Annotated in this window: 20 protein-coding genes and 2 tRNA genes; 12 read left to right on the top strand and 10 right to left on the bottom strand. The window is 59.0% G+C overall.

The window, feature by feature from the left end:
• Positions 1-69: 69 nt before the first annotated feature.
• Positions 70-1419 (bottom strand): MFS transporter, encoded by a 1350-nt coding sequence (locus C1713_RS10540; protein ID WP_009442941.1) that lies wholly within the window; start codon positions 1417-1419, stop codon positions 70-72.
• 144 nt (positions 1420-1563) lie between these two features.
• Between C1713_RS10540 and C1713_RS10535 the strand changes: the two genes are divergently transcribed.
• The gene (locus C1713_RS10535; protein WP_009442940.1) at positions 1564-2244 is read left to right on the top strand and encodes a Crp/Fnr family transcriptional regulator; all 681 of its coding nucleotides are present in this window, start codon (positions 1564-1566) and stop codon (positions 2242-2244) included.
• Between the two features lie 66 nt (positions 2245-2310).
• Here C1713_RS10535 and C1713_RS10530 read toward each other — a convergent pair whose 3' ends face one another.
• Positions 2311-2970: an IMPACT family protein gene (locus tag C1713_RS10530; RefSeq protein ID WP_102493875.1), complete on the bottom strand. Its 660-nt coding sequence runs from the start codon at positions 2968-2970 to the stop codon at positions 2311-2313.
• Positions 2967-3593: a polysaccharide deacetylase family protein gene (locus C1713_RS10525; protein WP_009442938.1), complete on the bottom strand. Its 627-nt coding sequence runs from the start codon at positions 3591-3593 to the stop codon at positions 2967-2969. The genes C1713_RS10530 and C1713_RS10525 overlap by 4 nt, the downstream gene beginning before the upstream one ends.
• Before the next feature lie 155 nt (positions 3594-3748).
• Here C1713_RS10525 and C1713_RS10520 point away from each other — a divergent pair, with 155 nt between their 5' ends.
• The 10 genes from C1713_RS10520 to bioB all read left to right on the top strand — a co-directional run bounded on the left by C1713_RS10520 (position 3749) and on the right by bioB (position 20834).
• Positions 3749-5122, top strand: coding sequence for an amino acid permease (locus C1713_RS10520; protein WP_102493874.1), 1374 nt, complete (start codon positions 3749-3751; stop codon positions 5120-5122).
• Between the two features lie 28 nt (positions 5123-5150).
• Positions 5151-7256: a methyl-accepting chemotaxis protein gene (locus C1713_RS10515; RefSeq protein WP_102493873.1), complete on the top strand. Its 2106-nt coding sequence runs from the start codon at positions 5151-5153 to the stop codon at positions 7254-7256.
• A gap of 37 nt (positions 7257-7293) precedes the next feature.
• The gene (gene leuS, locus C1713_RS10510) at positions 7294-9765 is read left to right on the top strand and encodes a leucine--tRNA ligase (protein WP_102493872.1); all 2472 of its coding nucleotides are present in this window, start codon (positions 7294-7296) and stop codon (positions 9763-9765) included.
• A gap of 51 nt (positions 9766-9816) precedes the next feature.
• The gene (locus C1713_RS10505) at positions 9817-10965 is read left to right on the top strand and encodes an HD-GYP domain-containing protein (RefSeq protein WP_102493871.1); all 1149 of its coding nucleotides are present in this window, start codon (positions 9817-9819) and stop codon (positions 10963-10965) included.
• Positions 10966-11107: 142 nt separating this feature from the next.
• A complete protein-coding gene (uvrB, locus tag C1713_RS10500; RefSeq protein ID WP_102493870.1) occupies positions 11108-13150 on the top strand; it encodes an excinuclease ABC subunit UvrB in 2043 nt (680 codons plus the stop codon).
• Between the two features lie 13 nt (positions 13151-13163).
• Positions 13164-15992 (top strand): excinuclease ABC subunit UvrA, encoded by a 2829-nt coding sequence (uvrA, locus tag C1713_RS10495; protein ID WP_102493869.1) that lies wholly within the window; start codon positions 13164-13166, stop codon positions 15990-15992.
• A gap of 222 nt (positions 15993-16214) precedes the next feature.
• Positions 16215-17132 carry an AEC family transporter gene (locus C1713_RS10490; RefSeq protein ID WP_006689918.1) on the top strand — a complete coding sequence of 306 codons (918 nt, stop codon included), beginning with the start codon at positions 16215-16217 and terminating at the stop codon, positions 17130-17132.
• 13 nt (positions 17133-17145) lie between these two features.
• Positions 17146-18312 carry a metallophosphoesterase gene (locus C1713_RS10485; RefSeq protein WP_102493868.1) on the top strand — a complete coding sequence of 389 codons (1167 nt, stop codon included), beginning with the start codon at positions 17146-17148 and terminating at the stop codon, positions 18310-18312.
• Positions 18299-19741: an O-linked N-acetylglucosamine transferase family protein gene (locus C1713_RS10480; RefSeq protein WP_102493867.1), complete on the top strand. Its 1443-nt coding sequence runs from the start codon at positions 18299-18301 to the stop codon at positions 19739-19741. The genes C1713_RS10485 and C1713_RS10480 overlap by 14 nt, the downstream gene beginning before the upstream one ends.
• Positions 19742-19823: 82 nt before the next feature.
• Entirely contained in the window at positions 19824-20834 is a 1011-nt protein-coding gene (gene bioB / locus C1713_RS10475; protein ID WP_006689915.1) for a biotin synthase BioB, read from the top strand.
• Between the two features lie 58 nt (positions 20835-20892).
• Here bioB and C1713_RS10470 read toward each other — a convergent pair whose 3' ends face one another.
• From C1713_RS10470 to C1713_RS10455, 4 genes are all read right to left on the bottom strand, one after another.
• Positions 20893-21591, bottom strand: coding sequence for a Crp/Fnr family transcriptional regulator (locus tag C1713_RS10470; RefSeq protein ID WP_006689914.1), 699 nt, complete (start codon positions 21589-21591; stop codon positions 20893-20895).
• 2 nt (positions 21592-21593) lie between these two features.
• Positions 21594-22118: a flavin reductase gene (locus tag C1713_RS10465; protein ID WP_102493866.1), complete on the bottom strand. Its 525-nt coding sequence runs from the start codon at positions 22116-22118 to the stop codon at positions 21594-21596.
• A 96-nt stretch (positions 22119-22214) separates the two neighbouring features.
• A tRNA-Val gene (locus tag C1713_RS10460) sits at positions 22215-22290 on the bottom strand.
• A 39-nt stretch (positions 22291-22329) separates the two neighbouring features.
• Positions 22330-22406, bottom strand: a tRNA-Val gene (locus tag C1713_RS10455).
• A gap of 205 nt (positions 22407-22611) precedes the next feature.
• On the opposite strand from C1713_RS10455, the gene C1713_RS10450 reads away from it, so the two are divergent.
• The gene (locus C1713_RS10450; protein ID WP_102493865.1) at positions 22612-23754 is read left to right on the top strand and encodes an amidohydrolase; all 1143 of its coding nucleotides are present in this window, start codon (positions 22612-22614) and stop codon (positions 23752-23754) included.
• Positions 23755-23804: 50 nt separating this feature from the next.
• On the opposite strand, the gene lgt is transcribed toward C1713_RS10450, so the two are convergent.
• From lgt to C1713_RS10435, 3 genes are read right to left on the bottom strand one after another with little or no spacing between them, the layout of a single operon-like run.
• Positions 23805-24629, bottom strand: a complete 825-nt coding sequence (gene lgt / locus C1713_RS10445; protein WP_102493864.1) for a prolipoprotein diacylglyceryl transferase — start codon at positions 24627-24629, stop codon at positions 23805-23807.
• A 13-nt stretch (positions 24630-24642) separates the two neighbouring features.
• A complete protein-coding gene (locus tag C1713_RS10440; protein ID WP_102493863.1) occupies positions 24643-25194 on the bottom strand; it encodes a phosphoribosyltransferase family protein in 552 nt (183 codons plus the stop codon).
• 4 nt (positions 25195-25198) lie between these two features.
• Complete coding sequence (locus C1713_RS10435) at positions 25199-26512, bottom strand: aspartate aminotransferase family protein (protein ID WP_009442919.1); 1314 nt, start codon at positions 26510-26512, stop codon at positions 25199-25201.

Here is a 26512-nt window from a genome sequence, read left to right as displayed (position 1 = left end):
TGCATGGGAGAGGCGAGGGCAAAAAAAGGACCGCCAAAAATGGCGGTCAGTATGTGCGTCAAAGATCACTCAGCACTTGATGCCCGAGCCCTTGCGTGCGTAGAAGAACCATGTGATGATGATGGTCAGAACAGTGAAGGCGATGAGAATGTAGAATGCAGGAATAACGCTGCCCTGTGTTCCGTATGCCCAGCCAAAGATCTTCGGGATGAGGAATGCGCCGTACGCCGCGATCGCCGCCGTGAAGCCTGTGACGAGTGAGGCGTGTACAGGACTGTCAAAGACAAACGGGATCATGCGGAAGGATGCGGCGTTGATGAAGCCGGTCGAGAAGAAGAGCACAAGGAACGCGCCAAAGAAGAGCGCAAAGTTATGTGCCTGAATACCCATAACGGTGGCAATACAGGCGATAAGCATGAGGAGCAGCGAGTAGAATGTGACCTGTGAGCCGCTGTTGACCTTGTCTGTTACCCAACCGCCGATGGGGCGCACGCCCGCACCGATGAACGGTCCGAGGAATGCAGCATAGGCAAAGGAAACCTCGGGGAACTCGCGATTGACAAGAAGTGCAAGCGCAGCAGAGTAGCCGATGAACGAACCGAAGCCACAGGTGTAGATCACGGTAATGAGCCACGTATGTTTATTGCCAAAGATGGACATCATGCTGCGCGGACTCTGCTTTGGGATGGGCAGGTTGTCCATGAACATCCAGACGAGGATCAGGGTCAGAGCGGTCGGAATCGCCCAGAAGTAGCAGACATTCTGAATGTAGATCTCTTTGCCCGCCTCATTGAGGAGCGGTGCGCCGAAGAGTCCTCCAAAGCTCATGCCGAGGAGCATGGGGGCGGTCAAGTAGATGAGCGAGACACCGAGGTTGCCAATGCCGGCGTTGATGCCGAGAGCAAGCCCTTTCTGCGACTTCGGGAAGAAGAAGCCGATGTTCGCCATCGAGGATGAGAAGTTTGCGCCTGCGATGCCGATGCCCGCGACGAGAAGGACGAAGGTGTCATAGGTCGTCGCGGTGTCTGTGAGTGCATTCCCCAGACCAATGAGCGGGATGAGGAGCAGCGCGGTCGAGATCAGCGTCCAATTGCGTCCGCCGAGCATGGCGGGGAGATAGGTGTAAACGAGACGCCCCGTCGCCCCGACAAGCCCCGGCAGGGCTGCGAGGGTAAAGATCTCATTGTCCGTAAAGTGAAAGCCAATGTGGTTGAGCTGGGCGGCGATTGTCGCCCACATTGTCCACGCAACGAAGGCGAGGGTCAGCGCCCATGTGGAAGTATAGAGGTTCTGCTTGGCGATGCGTTCGCCCCAGCGTTTCCAGAACACCTCATTTTCAGGGTCCCAATGCTCAAGAATTTCTCGGCGTGTTGGATTCTCGCCAAGGACGGCGAGAATGTCCTTATTTTCCATTTCCATCTCTCCCTTATATATCGCATTAATAAATGGAATTATAGTGAAAAAAAATTACCTTGTATGTGACGAATATCACATGAACTTTTCTGTTTTTTCGATAGGATAAATTATAATGTTACTTCGTATCACAGAAGGGGGGGGGACGGAGTGGATAAGGAGGCGCTCATTCAAGAACTTGCATCGATTCCGGGCAAGGTGGTTTCGCTGCACGATGGGGCGTTTCTCTATCGTGAGGGTGCACCGGCGCACTATTTCTATATTGTGCGCTCGGGGCATATCTTCGTGGTCAAGTACGGCGCATCGGGGCGTGTCTTGGCGCTGCGCCTCGCGACGAAGGGGAGCCTCGTCGGAGAGCTGCCGATCTACGAGGATGAGCCGACCTATCTCTTTAGTGCGATTGCGCGCAGTGCCGCCGAGGTCTACGCCATCGAGTTCCCCGTACTGGAGGCGTATCTCGAAAAGCATCCGCACCTCGCTGTCGCACTGCTGAAGCTGATCGGGATGCACATGCGCAAGCAGCACCTCAAATTCCGCGACCTCGTGCTCTACGGGAAGAAGGGAGCACTCTGCTCAACGCTTCTCCGTCTGGCCAACAGCTACGGGATGGAGACGGACGAGGGAATACTGATCTCCGTACCGCTCACGAATCAGGAGCTCGCGAACTACTCTGCATCGGCGCGGGAGAGTCTCAACCGCATGCTCGCCGAGTTGAAGAAGAGCGGTGTGATCGATATGCGCGGGCATCTGATCCTCATCAAGGATATCGACTATTTGAAAAAGACCATCCACTGCGAGAATTGCGGGGTGGAGATCTGTAATATTGAGTGAATCGGGGACACAGAATAGGGGCCGCTGTACGAAGCGAAAACTTCGTGCAGCAGTCCCTGTCTTTGTCTATTCGCATGGAATTCCCTGATACGCCGTTGCGCCGCGGGTGCAGACGGCGCGCCCCGCTGTGAGATCGGTCAGCTCCGCCGTGCGGCGTGCGATGTCGTCGGGCGGGACACGGAGGAGACAGGTGACGCGCTCTGCGTATGTCGTTTTTCCTGCGATCAGTGCCTCTGTGCGGATGTAGCGCTCGACGGCGGCGAGCAGGTCGTAATCGATCGTGACGGACAGCTCGCGCAGGAGTGTCATGCGCAGCTTGGGGGCGGCGTCAAGCCCCAGCCCTGCCGCATGGGCGTATGCACGGATGAGCCCGCCCGCGCCGAGCTTGATCCCGCCGAAGTAGCGGATGACGGCGACGGCGATATCCGTGATGCCGCGTCCCTTGATTGCTTCGAGGATGGGGCTGCCCGCCGTCCCGCCCGGCTCTCCGTCGTCACTTGAGCGCTGCCGTGCGGCATCCGCGCCGAGGACCATGGCGTAGGGCGCGTGGCGCGCATCGTAGTGCTCCTTTTTCAGTGCGGCGAGCCATGTGCGCACCTCGTCCTCGTCCTCCGCGTGTATGACGTAGGCGAGGAAGAGGGAACGCTGGATCTCATACGAAACAGGGGAGACACCGCCCTCCGGTATCTCCCCTGTGATGGTCGTGTAGTCACGATCCATACTCATTTGTTCTTGCGGTTGAAGTACTCGACGATGCCCGCATCGAGCAGTACGTAGGTCGGCCCCGTGCTCGCGGTCAGCTCGCCCGGCTGAAAGATGGGGCAGACGAAGCCGCGTCCGCCGAGGAAGTAGTCGGTCGGAAGCTGACGCACGGATTTTTCGGGCTGGATCGGCGTATTGCGTCCGTACTCGTTGTAGAGGTGACCGTTCACCGCCTCGCCGTCGAGATCGGACGGCGTGACGTGCACGAAGAAGGAGAGCGGCAGACGCTGTCCCGTCTTCTTGTAGTAGACGATGCCGTAGTCGTGGCGTGCGGGCTGATTGGCGTGCAGGTCATAGCGCAGCTCCGTGAACGTCACAGACAGGAAGTTTTCGTCGTCGAGATGTACGCGATAGCCGAGCTCGCCGCGGAAGAATGCCCCGCTCTGGTACTGAGCGCGGAATGTCTCCGCGAGTGCCTTCATATCAGTGTTGATGCGATCAGCGACCGCACTGTCATCGAGACTGATGACGGGGTAGGCGATGGACAGGTTCTGCGCGGCCTCCCGATGCTCGCTGAGGGCGGCGGACGAGGTCCCCGTGATGCCGACGACGAGCGCGAGAGCAATCAGTAAAGCTCTGAATTTCATAGTGAGTGCTCCTCCTTTTCATACTTAATTGAATCATAATAAAAATTTACGTATTTGTCAAATAAATGATAGTAATTGACGCGCTCTTGTAGTATGATGAGAGCGCATTTTTTATACAATATATATTCGAGGAGAAAGGTTGTGTTACGGAGCCAATGGGCGAGTCGACGATGAAACGGAGGCTGAAGAACAGACATCTTCAGCTCATCTCTCTCGGCGGTGTGATCGGGAGCGGATATTTTCTGGGGACGGGCTACGTCCTCGAGCAGGCAGGGCCTGCGGCGGTGATTTCCTATCTGCTGGGCGGCATCATCGTGCTCGCCGTGATGCTCTGCCTCGCAGAGCTGGCGGTGGAGCAGCCGCTCTCGGGCTCATTCGTCGTCTACGCGCGCGAGAATATCTCGGCGACGTGGGCGTGCGGTGTGGGCTGGTCCTACTGGGTGACGTGGGTGTCCTACGTGCCCTCGGAGATGATTGCTGCGGGCATCATCATGAATTCATTCCTGCCCGAGGTCGGGACGATCTGGTGGGCGGTGCTGTTTGGGCTGCTCGTCACCCTCCTCAATCTGTTTCGCGTCGATAAATTCGGCGAGAGCGAGTTCTGGCTCGCCCTTGTCAAGATCATCGCCCTCGTGGCGTTCAGCGTCGTTGCGCTCCTGATCTGTCTCGGGCTCATCGGCGATGAGGGCTATATCGGCACGGGCATCCTACTCGGCAGCGGCGGCTTTGCCCCGCACGGATACGCGAGTATTGCGCTGACGATGGTCATCATCCTCGTCAATTTTCAAGGGACGGAGATCATCGGGTTGGCAGCGGGGGAGACGGCGGATCCCGCGCGCAGTATTCCGACGGCGGTGCGCAATGTGACGTGGCGCATCATCGCGCTCTACATCATCCCGATTACGCTGCTCGTCTCGATCCTGCCGTGGGATCACGCGTCTCTCTCCAAGAGCGTCTTTGCGGCAGCGCTTGCCGAGCATGGATTTTCGCATCTGGGGGCGCTGTTCTCGTTCGTCGTGCTGACGGCGGCGCTTTCCTGCTCCAACTCGGGGCTCTACGGCGCGGCACGCACGGTGCACGCGCTCGCGACGATGGAGATGGCGCCGCGTGCGCTCGGTGGGCTCAGCCGCAAGGGGATTCCCTCGCGTGCCATCTATGCCTCGATTGCCTTTTGCTGGGGCGTGATTGCGCTCTACGCGCTGCATCCCAATGCGGCGCTCTATACCTATCTGCTCGCACTCTCGGGGTTCTCGGGCGCGGTCGCGTGGATCTCGATCTGCTGGAGCCAGTATCGGCGGCGGCGCAGGCTTGAGGCGGCGGGGACGGTGTCCCTCCTGCGCTATCGGATGCCTCTCTTCCCGTATGTCACGCTGTTCGGGATCTGGGCGCAGGTGCTCTGCCTCCTCTTTATGGCGTTTACCCCCGAGCTGCGCTCTGCGCTTTATTTGGGCGTACCCATGCTCGTCGTCCCCATGCTTCTTTACCACTTCTTGCGCAGGGGCAGGGCACATGATATAATTAAAGAATAGGGAGTTTTTTTCGTAGGGAGGAATGTTTATGTTTGGGCTCTTTGATAAAAAGAAGGAAGCGGAGGTTTCGCTCGCTGACCGCATTGCAGCAAAACCGTTGGCGGCAGCAGGTGCACAGCAGGGAGCGTCCGCCGCAAAGCCGCGTGTGCCGTTCGCGGGACTCGGCAGCGTCGGCGCAGGCGATATGAAGTCTGCCTATCTCTCGCGCAGCGAGCTGACGGCAGAGCGTCTGCGCGATCTCTACGATGTGCCGGGCGGCCCTGCGATTGTGCTCGGCTTCGTCTCGTCCGATCTCCCCATGGCGGAGATTGCGCGTACAGTACAGACAGCATCACCTCCCGATGTTCAGGTTTTGCTCATCTCCTCGTGCGGGGAGCTGACACATACGCCGGGGACACGCTCCTACTATATGGATGCGAAGGACGGACGCGCAAAGGTGCTGCTGCAGGTCTACAGCAAGCGCATGATCGCGCAGACCCACATGATGACAATTCCCCTGCACAACGAGGACATACGGCGCGGTACGGTGGAGTTGACCCCTGACGAGCGCATTAAGAGAATCCGCGAGGAGGTTGACGCACAGCGCGTTCCATTCCCCGTGCGCTTTGACAATACCTTTGCCTTTGTCTATATAGACGGCGTGACGGCGTGCGAGTCGTTCGTGCTGAAGGCACTCTATGACAGCGAGTTCCTGCCCTGCCCCTACATCGGCGGCAGCGCGAGCGGCGCGCTCGATTTCTCCCACACTTATATCTACAACGGAAAACAGGTACTTGAGAATCACGCCGTCGTGCTCGTTGTTCGGCTTGCCGATGATTACCGCTACTCTATTTTCAAGACTCAGGCGGCAGAGCCGACGGGGGATAAGTGGACGATCATCGGATCGGATGCGACGCTCCGTACGGTGGAGACGGTTGCCGACGCAGAGGGGCATCCCGTGCCCTTTGCCGATGTACTGATGGAGCATCTCCATGTCTCCGACGTGAATGCACTCAGTGATGCGCTTGCCGGCTATACCTTTGCCTCGCACGTCGGCAAGCAGTATTTCATCCGCTCGCTGCAGCAGTTTGACGCGGCGGAAAAGCGGTTCCATTTCTACTGTGACATTACGGCGGGTGAGGAGATCTTCCTCATGCGGCGGGAGAACTTCGTCAAGACGCTGAAGGATGAGTACGCCGCATACGCAAAGGGCAAGCCGGCGCCGATCGGTGCAGTGCTGAACGACTGCATCCTGCGGCGCCTGACCTTTGCCGCAGATCTCGCAGGAGCGGATCTCTTCGATGGGATGCCAATCGCGGGGTTCTCTGCCTTTGGGGAGATTGCCGGTCTGCACATTAATGAGACGCTGACGGCAATTTTCTTCTATCAGCTCTCGGGCGGTATGTTCAGTGACGGCTATATGGATCGTTTCCCGTCGAAGTACGCGCTGTATCAGAAGACGTATCTCGAGCATGAGATCAGCCGACGCGCGATCATCGCGCATCTGCGTGAGGGGATCATTCAGGAGTTTGACAGCTACCGTCAGCAGATGATGGGACTCTCGGATGTCATGGAGCATGTGGCGGAGAGCGTTGAGAACGTCTCCGGGCTCGTCAACCAGATGAGCGACGGCATCGGCGATCAGGGCAATATGACGAAGGAACTGCTCGCACGAAATGCTTCGATTACACCGAAGCTGGAGCATCTGACCGAGAGTACGAAAAAGATCGAGCAGGTCATGCACATGATCACGGAGATCTCCGCGCAGATCAACCTGCTCGCGCTCAACGCCGCCATCGAGGCGGCACGTGCGGGCGAGATGGGACGCGGGTTCGCCGTCGTCGCAGGAGAGGTGCGCAAGCTCTCCGAGAATACACGCGAGCGGCTGGAGGCGTCCGATGAGGCGATCCGCGAGCTCCTGCATGATGTGAACGAGATCGATCAGATGCTCGCGCAGAATCAGGAGTTCGATACGAAGGTCGAGGACTTCGAGCAGGACTTTGACGGGCGCGTGACGGATATGAAGAGCAGTCTCGCGAGCGGTGTCGATGCGATCCGTCATTCGAGTGGCTCGCTGGAGAGGGCAGGGGCGCTTGGCGCGGCACTGTCGAAACGCGTGGAGGAATTGGATGCGGTGCTCCGCTCCATTCGATAAGTAATGGCATTTGATATTTGGGAGGAGCTCGAGTAGAGTGGAGAGATATTGTCCGCAGGAGATTGAAGCAAAGTGGCAGAAGATCTGGGAGACGGAGCACAGCTGCCACACGGAGATGGATGCGACGAAACCGAAGTACTACGCGCTTGAGATGTTTCCGTATCCGTCGGGAAAACTTCACATGGGGCATGTCCGCAACTACTCGATCGGCGATGTGATTGCGCGCTTCCGCACGATGGAGGGGTACAACGTCCTGCACCCGATGGGGTTTGACTCCTTCGGCATGCCCGCCGAGAATGCAGCGATCAAGAACAAGGTGCATCCGGCGGAGTGGACGTATGCGAACATCGCGAACATGGAGAAGCAGCAGCGTGCGCTTGGGCTTGCCTACGACTGGGACCGCGAGGTCATCACCTGCCGTGAGGACTACTACCGCTGGACACAGTGGCTGTTCGAGCTGTTCTACAAGAAAGGCCTTGCCTACAAGAAAAAAGCATCCGTGAACTGGTGCGATACCTGCGGCACGGTGCTCGCGAACGAGCAGGTCGAGGACGGCAAGTGCTGGCGCTGCAAGTCCGAGGTGCACAAGAAGGATCTCGCACAGTGGTTCTTCAAGATCACGGACTATGCCGATGAGCTCCTCGCCGATCTCGACAAACTCCCAGGCTGGCCCGAGCGCGTCAAGACGATGCAGGCCAACTGGATCGGACGCAGCGAGGGCCTTGAGTTCCGCCTGCCTGCGCCCGCGCTCGATGCGGAGATTCCCGTCTACACGACGCGTCCCGACACCGTGTTCGGCATGACCTTTGTCGCGCTCGCACCCGAGCATCCTCTCGTAGAGAAGATCTGCGCCGTCAGCGACAAGGCAGAGGAGATCCGTGCGTTCTGTGCGCGCGTCAAAAAGCAGTCCGATATTGAGCGCTCCTCGAGCGAGTCGGAAAAAGAGGGTATTTTCACAGGGATTACCTGCACGAATCCGTTCAACGGGGAGCAGGTCGAGATCTGGGTCACGAACTACGTCCTCTTTGAGTACGGCACGGGCGCGGTCATGGCCGTCCCGTCGGAGGATCAGCGCGACTGGATGTTCGCGGAGAAATACGGCATCCGCAAGATCCTCACGATCCGCCCGAAGGACGGAGAGCTGTGTCTCGAGGACATGACAGCGGCATATACCGAAAAGGAAGGCATCCTCATCAACTCCGGCAAGTTCACGGGGATGGAGATGCACGCGGCGATGCAGGCGATCATGGATGAGGCGGAGGCACAGGGATACGGCAAACGCCGCGTCAACTACCGCCTGCGCGACTGGCTCATCTCACGCCAGCGCTACTGGGGTGCGCCGATCCCCATCATCAACTGCCCGAAATGCGGCGAGGTACTCGTCCCGGAGGCAGAGCTGCCCGTGCGTCTCCCCGAGGATGTCTCATTCGAGCAGGGAGCAGTCTCGCCGCTCTCGTCGAGCGAGCACTTCCTCCACTGCAAATGTCCCAAGTGCGGCGGCGATGCGACGCGCGAGACGGATACGATGGACACGTTTATCTGCTCCTCGTGGTACTACTACCGCTATACGGATCCGAAGAACACGGAGCGTCCCTTTGACCGCGACAAGGTGAACTACTGGGCTCCCGTCGATCAGTACATCGGCGGCATCGAGCACGCGATCCTGCATCTCCTCTATGCACGCTTCTTCACGAAGGTACTGCGTGACGCAGAGATGCTCGACTTCGACGAGCCGTTCACGAACCTCCTCACGCAGGGCATGGTCATCAAGGACGGCGCGAAGATGTCGAAGTCGCTCGGCAACGTTGTCTCGCCCGAGGAGATCATCGATCGCTACGGAGCGGATACGGCACGGCTCTTCATCCTCTTTGCCGCGCCCGTGGACCGTGACCTCGACTGGAGCGATCAGGGCGTCGAGGGGGCGTACCGCTTCCTCGGGCGCGTGTGGCGTATCCTCGGACAGTTCGCAGAGACGATCAAGGGCGCGCCTGCGTCCTACGATGCAGCAACGCTCAGCACAGAGGAGACGGAGCTGCGCCGCGTGCTCCACGCGACCATCAAGAAGGTCACGGAGGACGTGCGCGACCGCTTCATGTTCAACACGGCGATCTCCTCCATCATGGAGCTGGTCAATGCGCTCTACGCATTTCAGGACAAGGAGCTCACGCCGGGGCTCGCGCGTGAGACGGCGAGCGCACTCGTGCGGATGCTCGCGCCGTTTGCACCGCACATCACGTCGGAGTTGTGGGCACAGCTCTTCGGCGGGAACGTTCACGCAGAGACGTGGCCACAGTACGACGCGGCGGCACTCGTGCAGGATGAGGTAGAGATCGTCCTGCAGATCAACGGCAAGGTGCGCGACCGCGTCAAGGTCGCCACGGGACTTGACCGTGCGGCGCTGGAGCAGCTCGCAGCGGAGCTGCCGCGTGCGAAGGAACTCACGGCGGGCAAGACCATCGTCAAGGTTGTCTGTGTCCCCGGCAAGCTGGTCAATATTGTTGTGAAGTAAGGTGTAACGTCAGGGAAAAGTAACATCATAAGATAAGGGAGAGAGAACATTATGCTGAAAGCGTTTGCAGTACGAAGCCTGCTGCCGGAGATGCTGATTGGCCGTACGGTTTATGATGGTGACAGCGAGAACGTACTCGTCGAGGGCGGCACGGTACTGGACAAAGAGACGATCAAGCTGCTCAAGAAAAAGGGCATCGCCTCTGTCTATGTCGATGAGGACAGCATTATCGTTGCCGTTCAGAAGGAAAAGGCAGTCAAGGCGGAAAAGGCAGCCGTTATCGGCAGTGGTCCCGCTCCCGAGCGCGAGATCAAACTGGACAGCAAATACGAAGAGGACTATCGCTACGTCTACGGCGAGATGGAGAAACTCTTTGCCGAGGCAGCAGAGACCGGAAAGCTCAACATGAGCATCCTGCAGGACGTGATGTCGAGCGGCCGTCTGCGCGACCTCTACAAGGAGGGAGCAACGGCCGTCTCCATGATGTACAGCATGAATCAGGGGGGCAACTACAACCTGCATCACTGCGTACATCTCGCCATCCTCGGTGGGCTTATGGCGAAGTGGATGGGCCTCGTGGGCATCGACCGTCAGAACATGGTGCTGGCAGGGCTTTTCCTTGATATCGGGAAGCAGATGATTCCGAAGGATCTGCTTGAGAAGAAGGGCCTCCTGACCGAGGAGGAATTCGACATCCTGAAGAATCACGTTGTTGAGAGCTTCAAAATCGTGGAGAACAGTGAGCTCGAGGGACGTACCGACCTCATGAACGGCATCATCCAGCATCATGAGCGCGACGATGGCACGGGTTATCCCTCGGGGCTGAAGGGGGATGCGATCACGACCTTCGGCAAGGTGCTCGCCATCCTCGACTGCTACGATGCGATGGCATCCAGCCGCAGCTACGCGGCGAAGCGTTCCCCGTTCGAGGTGTTCAAGGTACTCTATGCCGACGTACTGGACGGAAAGCTTGACTCGGAGTACGCCGTTCTCTTCATGCGCAAGATGAATGCCGCACTCAACGGCTGCTGGCTCCGTCTCTCGGACGGTTCAGCAGGACGCATCGTCTACGTCGACGAGTCACGCGTCACGGCGATGCCGGTCATCCAGCTCGCAGATGGCGGCTTCATCGACCTCAACACCGTCAAGGATATTACCGTCGTCGAGATCATGACGGCGGCAGATGTCGGCAAGCTGTAAACGGATGATGCTCAAAGCACCCGTATGGGTGCTTTTTTCATGGAAATCGTTGATGAGATAGGGAAAAATTCTGCGCTTCCATTGTACCCCTTGACGTATGCGATATAATGAAAAAATAGCTTTTCGTGAAGGAGGGGAACGCATGGCGATGGTGCCAAAACTTAATACAACGCAGTTCGAGGGGGAGATCCCGTTCAAGGTCGTCGCACCGTTTGAACCGATGGGCGATCAGCCTCAGGCGATTGCCGATCTTGCCGGCGGCATCGAGAACGGCATGACGGCACAGGTGCTGCTCGGAGCCACGGGCACGGGAAAGACCTACACGATGGCAAAGGTCATCGAGCACGTTCAGCGTCCGACCCTCGTCATCGCACACAACAAGACTCTCGCCGCGCAGCTCGCGAGTGAGTTCAAGTCATTTTTTCCCGACAACTACGTCGGTTACTTTGTCAGCTACTACGACTTCTACCAGCCCGAGGCGTACATCGCCCAGACGGATACCTATATTGAAAAGGATGCGTCGATCAACGATGAGATCGATGAGCTGCGCCACTCCGCGACCTGTTCGCTCTTTGAGCGGCGCGACGTCATCATCGTGGCGAGCGTCTCATGCATTTACGGACTCGGCTCACCGGAGAGCTATCACGAGATGGTTCTCTCGGTGCACAAGGGGCAGACAATCACGCGCGAGGAGATCCTGCAGAAGCTCATTTCCATCCGTTACGAGCGCAACGATATCGCGTTTGAGCGCGGACGTTTCCGTGTGCGCGGCGACGTGATTGAGATCTTTCCCGCAGGGTACAACAACCGCGGTGTGCGCATCGAGATGTTCGGCGACGAGGTGGAGCGCATCATCGAGTTCGACGTGACGACGGGCGAGGTTTACGGCGAGCGGCTTCACTCCATGGTGTTTCCGGCGTCCCACTACGTCACGGACGATGAGGATATGAAGATCGCCATGGCTGACATTCGCACGGAGCTTGCGGAGCGGCTCGCCGTATTGAAGGGCGAGGGCAAACTCCTTGAGGCACAGCGGCTGGAGCAGCGCACGAACTATGACCTCGAAATGATGCAGGAGATGGGCTACTGCTCCGGCATCGAGAACTACTCGCGTCACCTCACGCACCGTGCGCCGGGCGCGACACCGTACACTCTCCTCGACTACTTCCCTGAGGACTTCCTCATCATGATCGACGAGTCGCATGTGACACTGCCGCAGATTCACGCCATGTACGGCGGCGACCGCAGCCGCAAGGTCTCGCTCGTGGACAACGGCTTTCGCCTGCCGTCCGCGTTCGACAACCGTCCGCTGACGTTCGAGGAGTTCGCGGCGCGCATCAATCAGATCGTCTACGTCTCCGCGACGCCCGGAAAATACGAGATGCAGCAGGCACAGCAGGTCGCCCAGCAGATCATCCGCCCGACGGGACTCCTCGATCCCGAGGTCGAGGTGCGTCCGCTCGCAGGGCAGATCGACGACCTCATGGGCGAGATCCGCCTGCGCATCGGGCGCAATGAACGCGTCCTCGTCACGACGCTCACCAAGCGCATGGCAGAGAACCTCACTGAGTATCTGCGTGAGGCGGGCGTTAAGGTGCGCTACCTCCACTCGGACATCGCAACCATCGAGCGCGCGGAGATCATTCACGATCTGCGCGCGGGCGAGTTCGACGTGCTCGTTGGCATCAATCTCCTGCGTGAGGGGCTCGATATGCCGGAGGTCTCGCTCATCGCCATCCTCGACGCGGACAAGGAGGGCTTTCTGCGCTCCGACACCGCACTCATCCAGACCATCGGACGTGCCGCCCGCAACGCCGGCGGGCACGTCATCATGTACGGCGATGTCATCACGGGCTCGATGCAGCGCGCCATCGACGAGACGGAGCGCCGCCGTGCGATACAGCAGGAGTACAACGAGGAGCACGGCATCGTGCCAAAGACCATCGAAAAGCCCATCGTCCCGCTCATCGAGATGACGCTTGTCGCGGCTGAGGATAAGAGCCCGTACGGGAAGAAGGACGGCAAGGCAAAGAAAAAACTCGGCAAAAAGGAGCGCGAGAACCTCGTCAAGAGTCTTCTGCGCGAGATGCAGCAGGCGTCGCGTGCACTGGAGTTCGAGCGTGCGGCAGAGCTGCGCGACATGATCGTCGAGCTCGAGGGCGAACTGCCGAAGAAGAAAAAATAAGGACATACAGATAATGAATGAATACATCAAGATCGAGGGGGCACGCGCCCACAATTTGAAAAATATTACAGTGCAGATACCGCGCGATAAATTAGTTGTGGTGACGGGGCTCTCCGGCTCGGGGAAGTCCTCGCTCGCATTTGATACGATCTATGCCGAGGGGCAGCGCCGCTATGTGGAGTCGCTGTCTGCCTACGCACGGCAGTTCCTTGGGCAGATGGACAAGCCCGATGTGGACAACATCGAGGGGCTGTCGCCTGCCATCTCGATTGACCAGAAGACGACGAGCCACAATCCGCGCTCGACGGTCGGGACGGTGACGGAGATCTACGACTATCTGCGCCTGCTCTATGCGCGCGCGGGACGCCCGCACTGCCCGAACTGCGGCAAGCCGATCACGCAGCAGAGCGTCGATCAGATGGTGGATCGGATCATGCAGCTGCCCTCAGGAGCAAAGCTCCTCATCATGGCGCAGCTCGTGCGCGGCAAGAAGGGCGAGCACAAGAAGGTGCTCGAACAGATTCGCCGCGAGGGCTATGTGCGCGTGCGCATCGACGGAGAGCTGCATGATCTCAGCGAGGAGATCGCGCTCGAAAAGCAGAAGAAGCACACGATTGAGATCGTCGTAGATCGCCTCGTCGTGCGCGAGGGCATGGAGAGCCGTCTGGCAGACTCCCTGGAGACGGCGCTCCACGCAGGTGAGGGCGTGGTCTACGTACAGGTGGTGGACGGCGATCTCCTCATGTTCAGTGAGAACTTCGCCTGTGTGGACTGCGGCATCTCACTGCCCGAGATCGCACCACGCATGTTTTCATTTAACAGCCCATTCGGCGCGTGCCCCGTCTGTACGGGGCTCGGCAGTCACAAGGAGTTTGACCCTGCGCTCGTCGTTCCCGACCCGACGCTCAGCGTGGCAGACGGTGTCTTTGCACCGCTCTCGAAAAATCCGAATTCCTATGGGATGCGGGCGATCACAGCACTCCTGGCGGCGCATGACTACGATGCGCATACGCAGTGGAACCGCATGGACAAGAAGACGCAGAAGATGCTGCTCTATGGGTCGGATGAGTATGTTTCCTTCCAGTACACGAATATGTTCGGCGAGGAGAAGGAATACCATGTCCCGTACGAGGGTGTTTTGCCCGCACTCACGCGCCGCTATCGCGAGACGGACTCGGAGGAGATGCGCGAGAGCTACGAGGACTATATGACTGATACGCCGTGCTCGGCGTGCCACGGGGCGCGATTGAAGCCCGAGGCGCTCGCCGTGACGGTCGGCGGGAAGAATATCGCCGCACTCACGGCCCTTACGATTCGTGAGGCAGATGCGTTTCTAACGGAGGCAGAGCAGGATTTTACGCCGCGTGAGGCAAAAATAGCCGGAGAGATTTTGAAGGAAATTCATGCACGCCTCCATTTTCTCCTCGATGTGGGACTCGACTATCTGACGCTCTCGCGTGCGGCATCGACGCTGTCGGGCGGAGAGGCACAGCGCATCCGCCTCGCGACGCAGATCGGCTCGGGGCTGATGGGGGTGCTCTACATCCTTGATGAGCCGAGCATCGGGCTGCATCAGCGTGACAACAACCGCTTGCTCGCGACCCTTCGGCATCTGCGTGACCTCGGCAATACGCTCATTGTTGTGGAGCATGACGAGGATACGATGTACGCCGCCGATCATATCATCGATATTGGCCCCGGCGCAGGAGAGCATGGCGGCGAGGTGGTTGCAGAGGGAACGGCGGCAGAGATCATGAAGAATCCTGCATCCATCACGGGGCAGTATCTCTCACGCAAAAAGTTCATCCCCGTGCCCGCAGAGCGGCGCAGGGGAAACGGCTATTTTCTGGAGATCGTGGGTGCGGCGGAGAACAATCTGAAGAATGTCAATGTGAAATTTCCGCTTGGCACGCTAACGCTTGTGACGGGCGTGTCCGGCTCGGGCAAGTCGACGCTCGTCAACGAGATCCTCTATCGCGGTGTCGCCTCGCGGCTCTACCGCGCGAAGGGAAAGCCCGGCAAGCACAAGAAGATCAAGGGGCTTGAGCATATCGACAAGGTCATCAACATCGATCAGCAGCCGATCGGACGCACGCCGCGCTCGAATCCCGCGACCTACACGGGGGTGTTCGATGCGATCCGCGAGCTGTTCAGTCAGGTGAGCGAGTCGCGTATGCGCGGCTATAAGGCGGGGCGGTTCAGCTTTAACGTGAAGGGCGGACGCTGTGAGGCGTGCCGGGGCGACGGCATCCTGAAGATCGAGATGCAGTTTCTTCCCGATGTCTACGTTCCCTGTGAGGTCTGCAAGGGGGCGCGCTACAACCGCGAGACGCTCGAGGTGCACTACAAGGGCAAGACCATCGCCGAGGTGCTCGACATGACGATTGACGAGGCGGTGGAGTTCTTTGCAAATGTGCCGCGCATCGCGCGCAAGCTCGAGATCATCCGCGACGTGGGGCTCGGCTACATCCGCCTCGGACAGCCTGCGACGACGCTCTCGGGCGGTGAGGCGCAGCGCGTCAAGCTTGCGACGGAGCTGGCGCGGCGCAGCACGGGAAAGACGCTCTATATCCTCGATGAGCCGACGACGGGGCTGCATGCGGCGGACATCCACAAGCTGCTCCTCATCCTGCAGCGGCTCGTAGACGGCGGCGATACGGTGGTCGTCATCGAGCACAATCTCGACGTCATCAAGACGGCGGATCACATCATCGACCTCGGTCCCGAGGGCGGCACGGGCGGCGGCACGATTGTCGCCCAGGGAACGCCCGAGGAGATCGTGCAGGTGAAGGCATCCTATACGGGGCGCTTCCTGAAGCCCCTGCTGGAAGAGAAACATTGATGTCTCGAATGAATGTGATGCAAAGCCCCAAAGCGAACCCTAGTGGAGCAAGTGAGGAAAGCATGCGACTCGCCCCCGGCGTACTTCTTTCGTTCAAGCGAAGCGCGTTTAAGAAGTGCGCCGGTATTTAGGCGAATGAGCACGCGATCACTTGCGTAACTAAGTGTTCGCGAGGCGCTTGCATGAAAGAGAAATAACTGAAATAAAGAAGGTAATGTAGAAATGCTGATTTTAGGGCAGATGATCGTATTCTTTCTGATGATTTTTGCAGGGGCGCTTGCCCGCCGATACAAGATCATCATTCCGAACAATCAGGAGCAGTTTTCCTCCCTGATTGTCAATATCGCGTGCCCCTGCCTCATCATCTCCTCAGCGATGCACGCACAGGAGCACATGGATCTGGCGCAGGTTATTGACACCTATCTCGACTACGCCATTCTCCTCGTGATGATGTGCGCCGTCGGTTTCCTGCTGCCGATTCTCCTGCGCTATCGCGGACGTTTGCGCGGTGCGGTGAACCTCTCGTTTTGGTTCAACAACTCACTCTTCATGGGGCTGCCGCTTGTGCAGGGGGTGTACGGCGATCAGGCGGTCGTCTATATGACGCTGTTCTTCATTCCCGTCAATCTGCTCTTTTTCATCTACGGCGTTTCCTCCATCAGCATTCATAAACAGCGCGGTCTTGAGATGGTGCGCATGCTGCTGAATCCCGGCATCATCGCCTCGCTGATCGCCTGCGTGATCTACTTCGGTGAGATTCCGACAAATCCGCTCCTCCTGCAGGCGTTTACGATGATCGGTGCGATGACGGCGCCGCTCGCGATGATGATGATCGGCGCATCGCTGAAGGATATCCACATGCGCCACATGCTGACCGACCACAAGCTGCTCGTCTACACCTTTCTCAAGGCTGTGGTGCTGCCCATCCCCATTCTCTTTGCGATGAAGTTCTTCGTCACGAATCCCTACATCCTCGGCTGTAGCCTCGTCATCGTCGCCGCGCCGACGGGCGGTATGGTGGCGATGGTCGCCCTGCTCTACAACAAGGTCGCCTATCCGCTTATGACGGAGATCATCGCGCTCTCGACGGTCATCTCCGTGGCGACGATACCGTTCGTGTCGATGATTACGGGAATTTGACAGGGAGGTACATTTGCCCATCTTTGTTCTGATCTTAGTGTCTGCCATAGCCCTAATCGCAGGGCTGTCTGTATTTTTCCTGCGGTACCTGACGGAGGGACGGCGGCTGCGCGCGGCGCGTGCGGCGATCGTCCTCTTTGATATCCTTGGCGTCGGCGCGATGCTCTTTCTTTTTGCTTCGCATCGGACGGAGGGCTGGGCGGGGATGCTCGCCCTGCCGATCTTCCTGGGCTGCGTTGCGCAGATCATCGCACTGCTTCTGACGATGCTCGCCGTCCTCGTGCGTGCGGCAGTCCGCAGGATGCGCGGCGTCCCGTACAGTCCCGCACGGCGGCGCGTGCTGCAATGTGCCGCACTCTATCCGACGGCGGGAGCACTGCTCGGCAGCTACGGGGCATTCATCGAGCGGACGGCAGCCGTGCGCCATGACTATCGCATCCCCGTGAGGAATCTCCCGTCTGAGGCGGAGGGGCTGGTGATTGCGCAGATCAGCGACGTGCATCTCGGTGCGTTTTTCTCTGTGGAGGAATTCGATGCGCTTCTCACCGAAACAGCGGCAGGGGGGGCTGATCTGCTCGCCGTGACGGGCGACCTCTTTGATGCGGAGCATCTGAACGAGGCGGCGGCTGCGGTGCTTGAAGCCCACGCAGAGGATTTTCCGCGCGGGATCTGGTACTGCATCGGCAATCACGAGTACTTTCGGCGCAATGCGCTCCCCATTGTCACGCAGATGGCACGCAGGGGGCGCGTTCATGTTCTCCTCAACGCAGCGGAGCGCGTTCCGGGCTGCGGCGCGCTCTACCTTGCGGGCACAGATTATCCCTTTGCACGCGGGGATGCATTCTACACGGAAAAGGCAGAGTTCTTTGCGGCAGCGATGGAGGATGTTCCTGTACATGCGGTGACGGTGCTCCTCGCGCATCATCCCGAGTTCATCGATGATGCGGCGGCAGACGGGCGTGTCCCTCTGACGCTGACGGGACATACGCACGGCAGTCAGTTCGGCATTCTCGGACAGCCCATTTTCCCCGTCTTTAAGTATACGCGCGGGATGGTGCGCATCGGGGAGAATTATGGCTATGTGCACACGGGCAACGGCAGCTGGTTCCCCCTGCGGATCGGCTGTCCGCCCGAGACGGCGTATTTTAGATTGGAGCAAGCGACGTATGAGCTGGATTGAGGACTACAATGCCCTGCGTGAGGATATTCATACGGGGTACATCTACGAGGCGATTGAGGCGATTCTCTATATGCGTGCGCACGAGGAGATCCCCGCAGACGAGCAGTGGCGTTTCTTTGAGATGATGGGAATGTGCTGCTGTGCGCTTGCCGATACGGAGGGGGCGATTGCTGCATACTTCGAGGCGGCGACCGAAGACGAGCGCCTGTGCCTTCAGCGGGAGCATTTCTCCCGTTACCTCTATTTCTGCCATGCAGCGGCGCAGCTGACACCGAAGGAGCTGCAGCCGCAGTTCGCGATGTGTGCGTCGCTCTATCAGCGCGAGGAGCCGCTGCCGCCGCGTGCTTCCGTCCATCACGCGCGGCTGCGTATCGGCTTCCTTGCGCCGCAGTTTGACCATACGGCGTTCTATAGCGCACTGGCCGTGCATCTGACGGAGCAATACGATGTCTATGCCTATGCGCTCACCGACCGCACGAATGCACCTGCGTCGTGGGCAGCAGCGGGTGTTCATACTGCTGTGTTCGCGCAGGGGACGCCGCAGGAGCAGGCGGAGCGCATCTGTGCAGATGAGATCGACATCCTGATTGACCTCGGCGGGCATCGGGACGGCGGTGCGACGCTCCCCGTGCTCGCGCTGCGCCCTGCGCCCGTACAGCTGGCGGGATTGGATGCAGCCTCTACAACAGGGATGCCCTTTGTCGATGCGTTCCTGACGGATGCGCTGCTCTCTCCTGCGGGGACGGAGGAGTTCTACAGCGAGGAGCTGCTGCACCTGCCGCATGCATTGTGCTATGCGGCGGATGATGCCCTGCGCTGTGCGCCTCTTGCGGAGCGTGCGGCAGATGCACCGCTGACCTTCGGTGTGACGCAGGACTTCATGTGCATCAACGAGGAGGCACTGAAGGTATGGGGACGCATCCTGAAAAAACTCCCTAAGGCGCAGCTCATCCTGCAGGATACGGAGGACAGCCCTCTGCGGGTGACGACGATTGTCGAGATGCTGGACGGGCTGAAACTGCCCATGAAGCGCATCTTTGTGAAGCCGGGCGGTGCGGGAGCTTTGGACGATGGCACTGTCGATGTCGTCCTTGATACCTTCCCCTTTTCCGGGGCGGCTGCGGCGGCGGAGGCGCTCCTCCACGGCGTTCCCGTTGTGACCCTGTGCGGGGAGACGCATACGGCGCGGCGCAGTGCGTCCGTGCTCGCGGCGGCGGGGCAGATGCAGTGGATCGCGGCCGATGCTCGTGCCTATGAGTGCATTTCCTGTGCGCTCGCGGAGGATGTAGCCGCTCTGCGTACGCGCCGCGCCGCACTGCGTGACGCAGTGCTCGCATCTCCTCTGACGGATCTGGCGGCGTATACGGCATCCGTCGCGGAGGCATTGGACAGCTATTGGGATGCGCATGGAGCAAAGGTAAACCAATAGACAATATTTAGTTGACGTAATAAAATTCCTGCTCTATAATAGACCTCATACGTACGATCTATGATAAGGCAGGGATTTTTTTATGCAGAAACGCCGTATTGCTGAACTGACGCAGAAGATTATCGCGGGCTACCGCGTCCGCCGTGAGGATGACCGCTCGATATTCATGGATGCTCCGCTGGAGGAGCTGCAGGAGGGCGCACATCGCCTGCAGCAGCAGTTCTGCGGAAACCATATCGATCTGTGTACGATCATCAACGGCCGCAGCGGCCGCTGCGGGGAGAACTGCAAGTACTGCGCACAGGCGGCGTGTCACAAGACGGGCGTGGAGACGTATCCGTTCCTACCGCAGGAGGAGATCATCGCTCATGCGAAGGCGAATCAGGATGCGGGGGCGAACCGCTTCTCCATTGTTACTTCGGGCGGGGCTCTCTCAGGTGAGGAGTTCGAGCGGGCACTCGATGCCTATCGTGCGATGCGGAAGTCGCTGACGATTGATCTCTGTGCGTCGCATGGCCTCCTCACGCGCAGTCAGCTGCGCCGCCTGCGCGAGGCGGGGGTGACGAGCTATCATCACAACATCGAGACATCGGAGCGGTATTTCCCGCAGATCTGCACGACGCATACGTACGCCGACCGCATCCGCACGATCAAGGCGGCACAGGCAGAGGGGATGTGTGTCTGCTCGGGCGGCATCATCGGCATGGGCGAGACGTGGGCGGATCGCTTTGATATGGCGTTCGCCCTGCAGGAGCTCGGCATCGAGTCCATCCCCATCAACTCGCTGATGGCGATTCCGGGGACGGCACTGGAGCATCTCGCTCCGCTCTCGGGTGAGGACATCCTGCGTACAGTGGCGATCTTCCGCTTTATCAATCCGACGGCGAACATCCGCCTCGGCGCAGGGCGCAAGCTGCTCCCGGAGAACGGTGCGACGGCGTTCCTCTCCGGAGCGTCTGCCTCCATCACGGGCAATATGCTCACGACCTCGGGTACGACGATCGCTCAGGATATGGAACTGCTGAAGGAGCTCGGCCTGACGAACCGCGACGAGGACTGCAGTGTGCACACGGGCTCGTGCGCGGCACGATGATTCATCAAAAACAAGGACCGCCAACGAAGCTGAAATGTTTCGTTGGCGGTCCTTTTGGTTATAGATAACTCTCAAATTTTTCCATATCCGTGATGCAGATCTTTCGTCCTGCCGCCGTGATGATGCCATCGCGCTGCATTGCACTCAGCTCACGTGAGAGGGAGGGGCGGCTGACGGCGAGATCGGCAGCGATGAACTCACGGCTGACGGAGAGTGCTGCACATCCGCTCTCGTCGATGTGGGGCAGGAGATAGCGGACGATCTTTTCGCGCAGCGTACCGCTTGCGAGCACTTTGAGCTTTGTGTGCATCGCATACGCCTTGCCCGCGAAGATGCGCATGAGGTTGCGCTGAACGAGAAGGGCAGAGCGGTGCGGTGTCTTGCCGATGTCCAGCGTAAAGAGTCTGCTCGATACCTCGAGCAGGGTTGTCCGTCTTGTCGTAGAGACGTACATATCGTAGGGGCGCTGCAGCACCTCGTAGACCTCACCGAACATATCGCCCGGGTGATTGATCTCTGTGATGAAGATTTGGCGCCCTGAGCGCGTGTCTTTGAGAATGTGAACCTCGCCTGCAATCAGAATGTAGAGCGAACGAGGCATATCACCGTCATGGAAGATGATGGTGTCCTTCGGATAGGTATGCAGACGCACATCGCTTGAGGCAAGCAGCTCTTCCACGTCATCCTCGTTCATGTCACGAGCGAGAGAGGAAGCGGCGAGGATGCGTGCAGCAGTTTCCTTGTCGTTCGTTGACATACTTACTCCTTTACCAGGATGCTATCGATCTCTGCGATATACATCGTGTGGTAGTCATGCTCCGGATAGTAGGTTTGGGGAAAATCCTCCTGCCCATTTACCGCAGCGTTCGTAAAGCAGGAGGGATCCAATTTCTGCGCATAGAGCTTTTTCGTGAGCATGGTGAGGCGCGCCTCCTCAAAGTAGATATAGCTACCGTGCTCCTTCTTCGTCAGCGCGTATTTTGCGATCTTGTCCTCATCGCGCCCGGACACCGTTCCAAAATACTGCATCATGGGCTTATACTTCTTCTCAAAGATCGAAAGGGTGATGCCGTCGGATGCGTCGACGAACTCTTTCGTGTAGCGCGTCGGACGAATGAAAACATAGGCGACCGGGCGTGCCCAGAGAAAGCCCAGACCGCCCCACGACGCCGTCATGCCGTTGACCTTTCCGTCGTGTACAGCGCTGACCAGCATCCAGTCCTGACTGATCAGCTTGAACACATTCTCCGTTAGATCCATGGGGCGAATTTCCTTGATTGCCATCATATATACCTCCTAGAATATTCTGTGTTGACCCTCATTATAGCATAGGAGAGCGCACAAAAAAACCGCCCCGTGGGACGGTATCAGATATCTTTATGGTGCTCACTGAGGGATTCGAACCCCCGACCCCCTCCATGTGACGGAGATGCTCTACCAACTGAGCTAAGTGAGCCTAAGAAAAAATCCGCACAACTGCGGATGAAAAATCAAATGGTGGGGTTAACAAGATTCGAACTTGTGACCTCCTCGATGTCAACGAGACACTCTAACCAACTGAGCTATAACCCCATTTGTTGTCGCTCATTTCCAAACGACAGAACGAATTATAACAGATGAAATACAGCCTTGTCAACCCGAAATTTTCAAAAACTTGGCGGCGCGAGAATCCTCCATTTATCGGTTCAGGATCAAAGTGCGGTTGACAAGACAGACAGCGCAATATATAATTCGGTTATAACATATCGAATATATATGGATTAAAAGGGAGAATATCATGGATGCAATTGAGGATATAGAGGCATTCATCGTAGAGGAATTTGAGTGGTTCCATCGTCACCCCGAGCTCTCCTACGAGGAGGTCGAGACGACGAAGCGCATTCGCGCCGCCTTGGAGCGGGCGGGGATCCACATTCTGGATCTGCCGCTCAAGACAGGACTGGTCGCGGAGGTCGGGCAGGGGGAGCCGCTCGTTGCGCTGCGCACCGATATAGACGCCCTGCCGATCGAGGAGCAGACGGATCTGCCATACCGCTCGGAACATAGAGGACGGATGCACGCCTGCGGGCACGACTTCCATATCTCGTCGGTGCTCGGCGCGGCGCTCCTGCTCAAGCAGCATGAGGCGGAGCTCACGGGGCGCGTGCGCATCTTCTTCCAGCCGGCAGAGGAGGCACCGGGCGGTGCGAAGGTACTCATCGAGGCAGGCGCGTTGAGGGACGTTGCAGCGATTTTCGGTCTGCACGCCTCGCCCCTCATGGAGGTCGGCACGGTTGGCATCTCGGCGGGAGCGGTGATGGCAGCGGTGGATCGCTTTGTTTTCCGCTTTCATGGCACGGGGACGCATGCCGCACATCCCGAGTCCGGCGTCGATCCGATTGTCCTTGCGGCGGCGTTCATCCAGTCCGTGCAGACGGTTGTCGCACGTAATCTCAATCCGTTCTCCGCAGGGCTTGTGAGCGTCACGCATATTGCGGCGGGGAATACGTGGAACGTGATTCCCGAGGAGGCACTCGTCGAGGGGACGACGCGCAGCATGAATGCAGAGGAGCGTACGCACATCCGCGCGCGTGTCTGTACTCTCGCAGAGCAGCTGGCAGCATCCTACGGTGCCGCGGTGGAGACGGATTGGTACGAAGGACCTCCCGCAACGTGCAACGATGGCTTTTGGGCATCGTACGCCGCGGAGAAGGCGAAGGAGCGCGGGCTGAATGTCGTACCCGCACCGAAATCGCTCGGCGGTGAGGATTTTGCCTTCTATCAGGAGAGAGTACCGGGGGTGTTCGTTCTCGTCGGTACAGGGCTTGCACCTGCTCTCCACAATCCGGGCTTTCGCGTCGACCCGCGTGCCCTTACGCCGACAGCGGACTATCTGGCGGAACTCGTGCGCGGCGCATTGGGGAAAGTACGGGAACGATAGTTTATCCGTGATGAAAAAAGCTGCCATTTTTTGGCAGCTTTTTTCGTATATTATTTCTTTCGATGCGATTTCTTTGCGACGTGATCCTTGATCGGCGCAGGCGAGGGCGTATCGCGCCAGCCGAGCCAGAGGAAGAAGCCGAGGGCGATGAACCCAAAGACGAGGCTTCCCGTTTGCGCGCTCGTGAAGAGTCCAAAGTATTTCTCTGTATAGTCACCGCGCAGATACTCGAGCGCGAAGCGCGCGAGACTGTAGAGCATGATATAGAGGGCGAAGCACTGCCCGCGCGCATGACTGCGCGCGCGGAAGAGGAGGAGGAGTGCGAAGATGACGATGTCGAGCTGCCCCTCCCAGACCTCTGCCGGCCAGAGCGGCTGTGCACCGTACGTGTGGTAGGCGAGAGTCGCCGCGGGATAGAGGATGCCGAAGTCTCCGCCGGTCGGTGCGCCGAAGGCGTCGCCGTTGAGGAGGTTCGCGCAGCGCCCGAGTGCCTGACCGAGGACGATGGCGGGCGCGACAACGTCGAGGAAGTGGATGGTGTCGAGCCCCTGCTTTCGGCTGTAGAGAATGCCGACAAGTACGCCGAGAAAGACGCCGCCCTGGATGGCCATGCCGCCCTGCCAGACGTTCAGCAGTTCGGTCAGATGGTGCTGATAGTAGTCCCAGTCAAAGAAGAACACATCCCAGAGCCGCGCACCGAGGAGCCCTGCGATGCCGCAGTAGATGCCGATGTCGGTGATGTACTTCTCGTAGCCGCGCCCGTCCGCCTTTGCGAGGTAGTAGGCGACCCCTGTGGCAAGGAAGATCGAGAGGGAGATCACGACGCCGTAGGCACGGATGGGAAAATCTCCGATGTAGAAGAGATATTGATGCACGAAATGCCCCTTCCTATGCGGGCGCAAAGAGCGGCAGTGTCTCAAGGAAGATGATGTCTTTCCGATGTGCCGCGTCGCCCTCGGCGAGAACGGCCGCCTGTCCGATGACGTGCGCTCCCGTCTTTTCGGCGAGATGGGCGAGTGCCTTCATCGAGCCGCCCGTGCTGATCACGTCGTCGAGCAGGAGGACGCGGCGTCCCTTGATGCGTGCGATGTCATCCGCCGTGAGGTAGAGCCGCTGTTTGCCAAGCGTCGTGATGGACTCGTCCTCGACCCAGATGGGATCTTCCATGTACGCCTTGATGGATTTGCGTGCCGTGATGTAGTAGGGCATGCCAAGCTGCCGTGCGAGTTCCGCCGCCAGGGGGATGCCCTTCGTCTCGGCGGTCATAAGGATCTCCGTGTCCGCCGGAATCACCTTTGCCAGCTCGCGTGCACACGCCGTGCACAGCTCCACATCGCCCAGCATGACGAAACCTGCGATCGCCAGGTGTTCGTTGAGGTTCAGGATGGGGAGACTGCGGCGGCAGCCTGCGACGGTGAGTTCATGGTAGCGTTTTGCCATAGCGTTAGAGTCCTTTCTCCGTCAAGATGATCTCCACCGCATTCAGCACGTCGCTGATGTTCTGTTCCGTGATGATGAGCGGCGGCTGAAATGCCATGACGTTGCGGGCGATGCCGTTTTTGCCGACGATGAAGCCGCGGTTCTTGAGCTCCTCGAGCACGGCATCCAGCTCGGCAGGGGCGGGGGATTTGTCCGCGTGGACAAATTCTGCGCCGACCATCAGCCCGAGGCCGCGAATGTCGCCGATGATGGGATGCCGCGCTGCAATCTCCTGCAGCCCTGCACGCAGCTGTGCGCCGCGCCGCTCGGCGTTCCCCATGAGATCATGCGACTCGATATAGCGGATGACGCCGAGTCCTGCCGTGGAGGAGACGGGATTGCCGCCGAGGGTCGATGCGCCGGGCTTCTTGTATTTGTCGGCGACTGTCGGCGTCGCGATAAATGCACTGATGGGCGCACCGTTGCCGAGTGCCTTTGCCATGGTCATGATGTCGGGCTGCACATCGTAGTGCTCGATGCCGAACATCCTGCCCGTGCGCGCAAAGCCCGTCTGCACCTCGTCCGCGATGAAGAGCGTGCCGAAATGCGTGAGGATCTCCTTGATGCGCTTGAAGTAGCCGGGCGGCGGGACGACGATGCCCGCGTTGCCCTGGATGGTCTCGGCGATAAAGGCGGCGGGGCGCCCCGATGTAACTGTTCGGATGATGTCCTCGACCATATTGGCACAGGCAAGGTCACAGGCGGGGTATTCCTTCCCCATGGGACAGCGGTAGCAGTAAGGATTCGGTGCAAAGCTGATGCCTCCGACGGGGTTCGGGTCGGTGCGCCACATGGCAATGCCCGTCAGGCTCATCGTCAGTTTCGTGCGCCCGTGGAGTCCGCTGCGCAGGGCGATGAACTCGCTGCTGCCCGTAGCGATCTCGGCAAGCAGTGCCGCGCCCTCATTTGCCTCCGTGCCTGTGGAGCAGAAGAAGCTTTTCTGCAGTGCGCCCGGGGTGATGCGGGCGAGCTGCTCGGCGAGATTGACGAAGTTCTCCGTAAGGTAGATGTTGCAGACGTGCTGGAGGGTATTGACCTGCTCCGTGACGGCGGCGTTGATCTCGGGGTTGCAGTGCCCGCAGTTGATGACCGAGACGCCCGCGAAGCAGTCGAGATACGCTCTCCCCTCGCTGTCGTAGAGGTACTGCATGGAGCCGCGTACGATCTGGCGCGGGTCGCTGTAGAAATGCCCCAGACAGGGCATGATGTACTTCTTTTTCTTTTCCAGTATGGCAGCTGCGCCGATGTAGGAGTGTTCGCTGATAGAATCTGTTGCCAT

This window comes from Centipeda felix (assembly GCF_900186465.1).
GTDB classification, from domain to species: domain Bacteria; phylum Bacillota; class Negativicutes; order Selenomonadales; family Selenomonadaceae; genus Centipeda; species Centipeda felix.
This window is presented reverse-complemented; position numbering and strand designations above follow the sequence as displayed.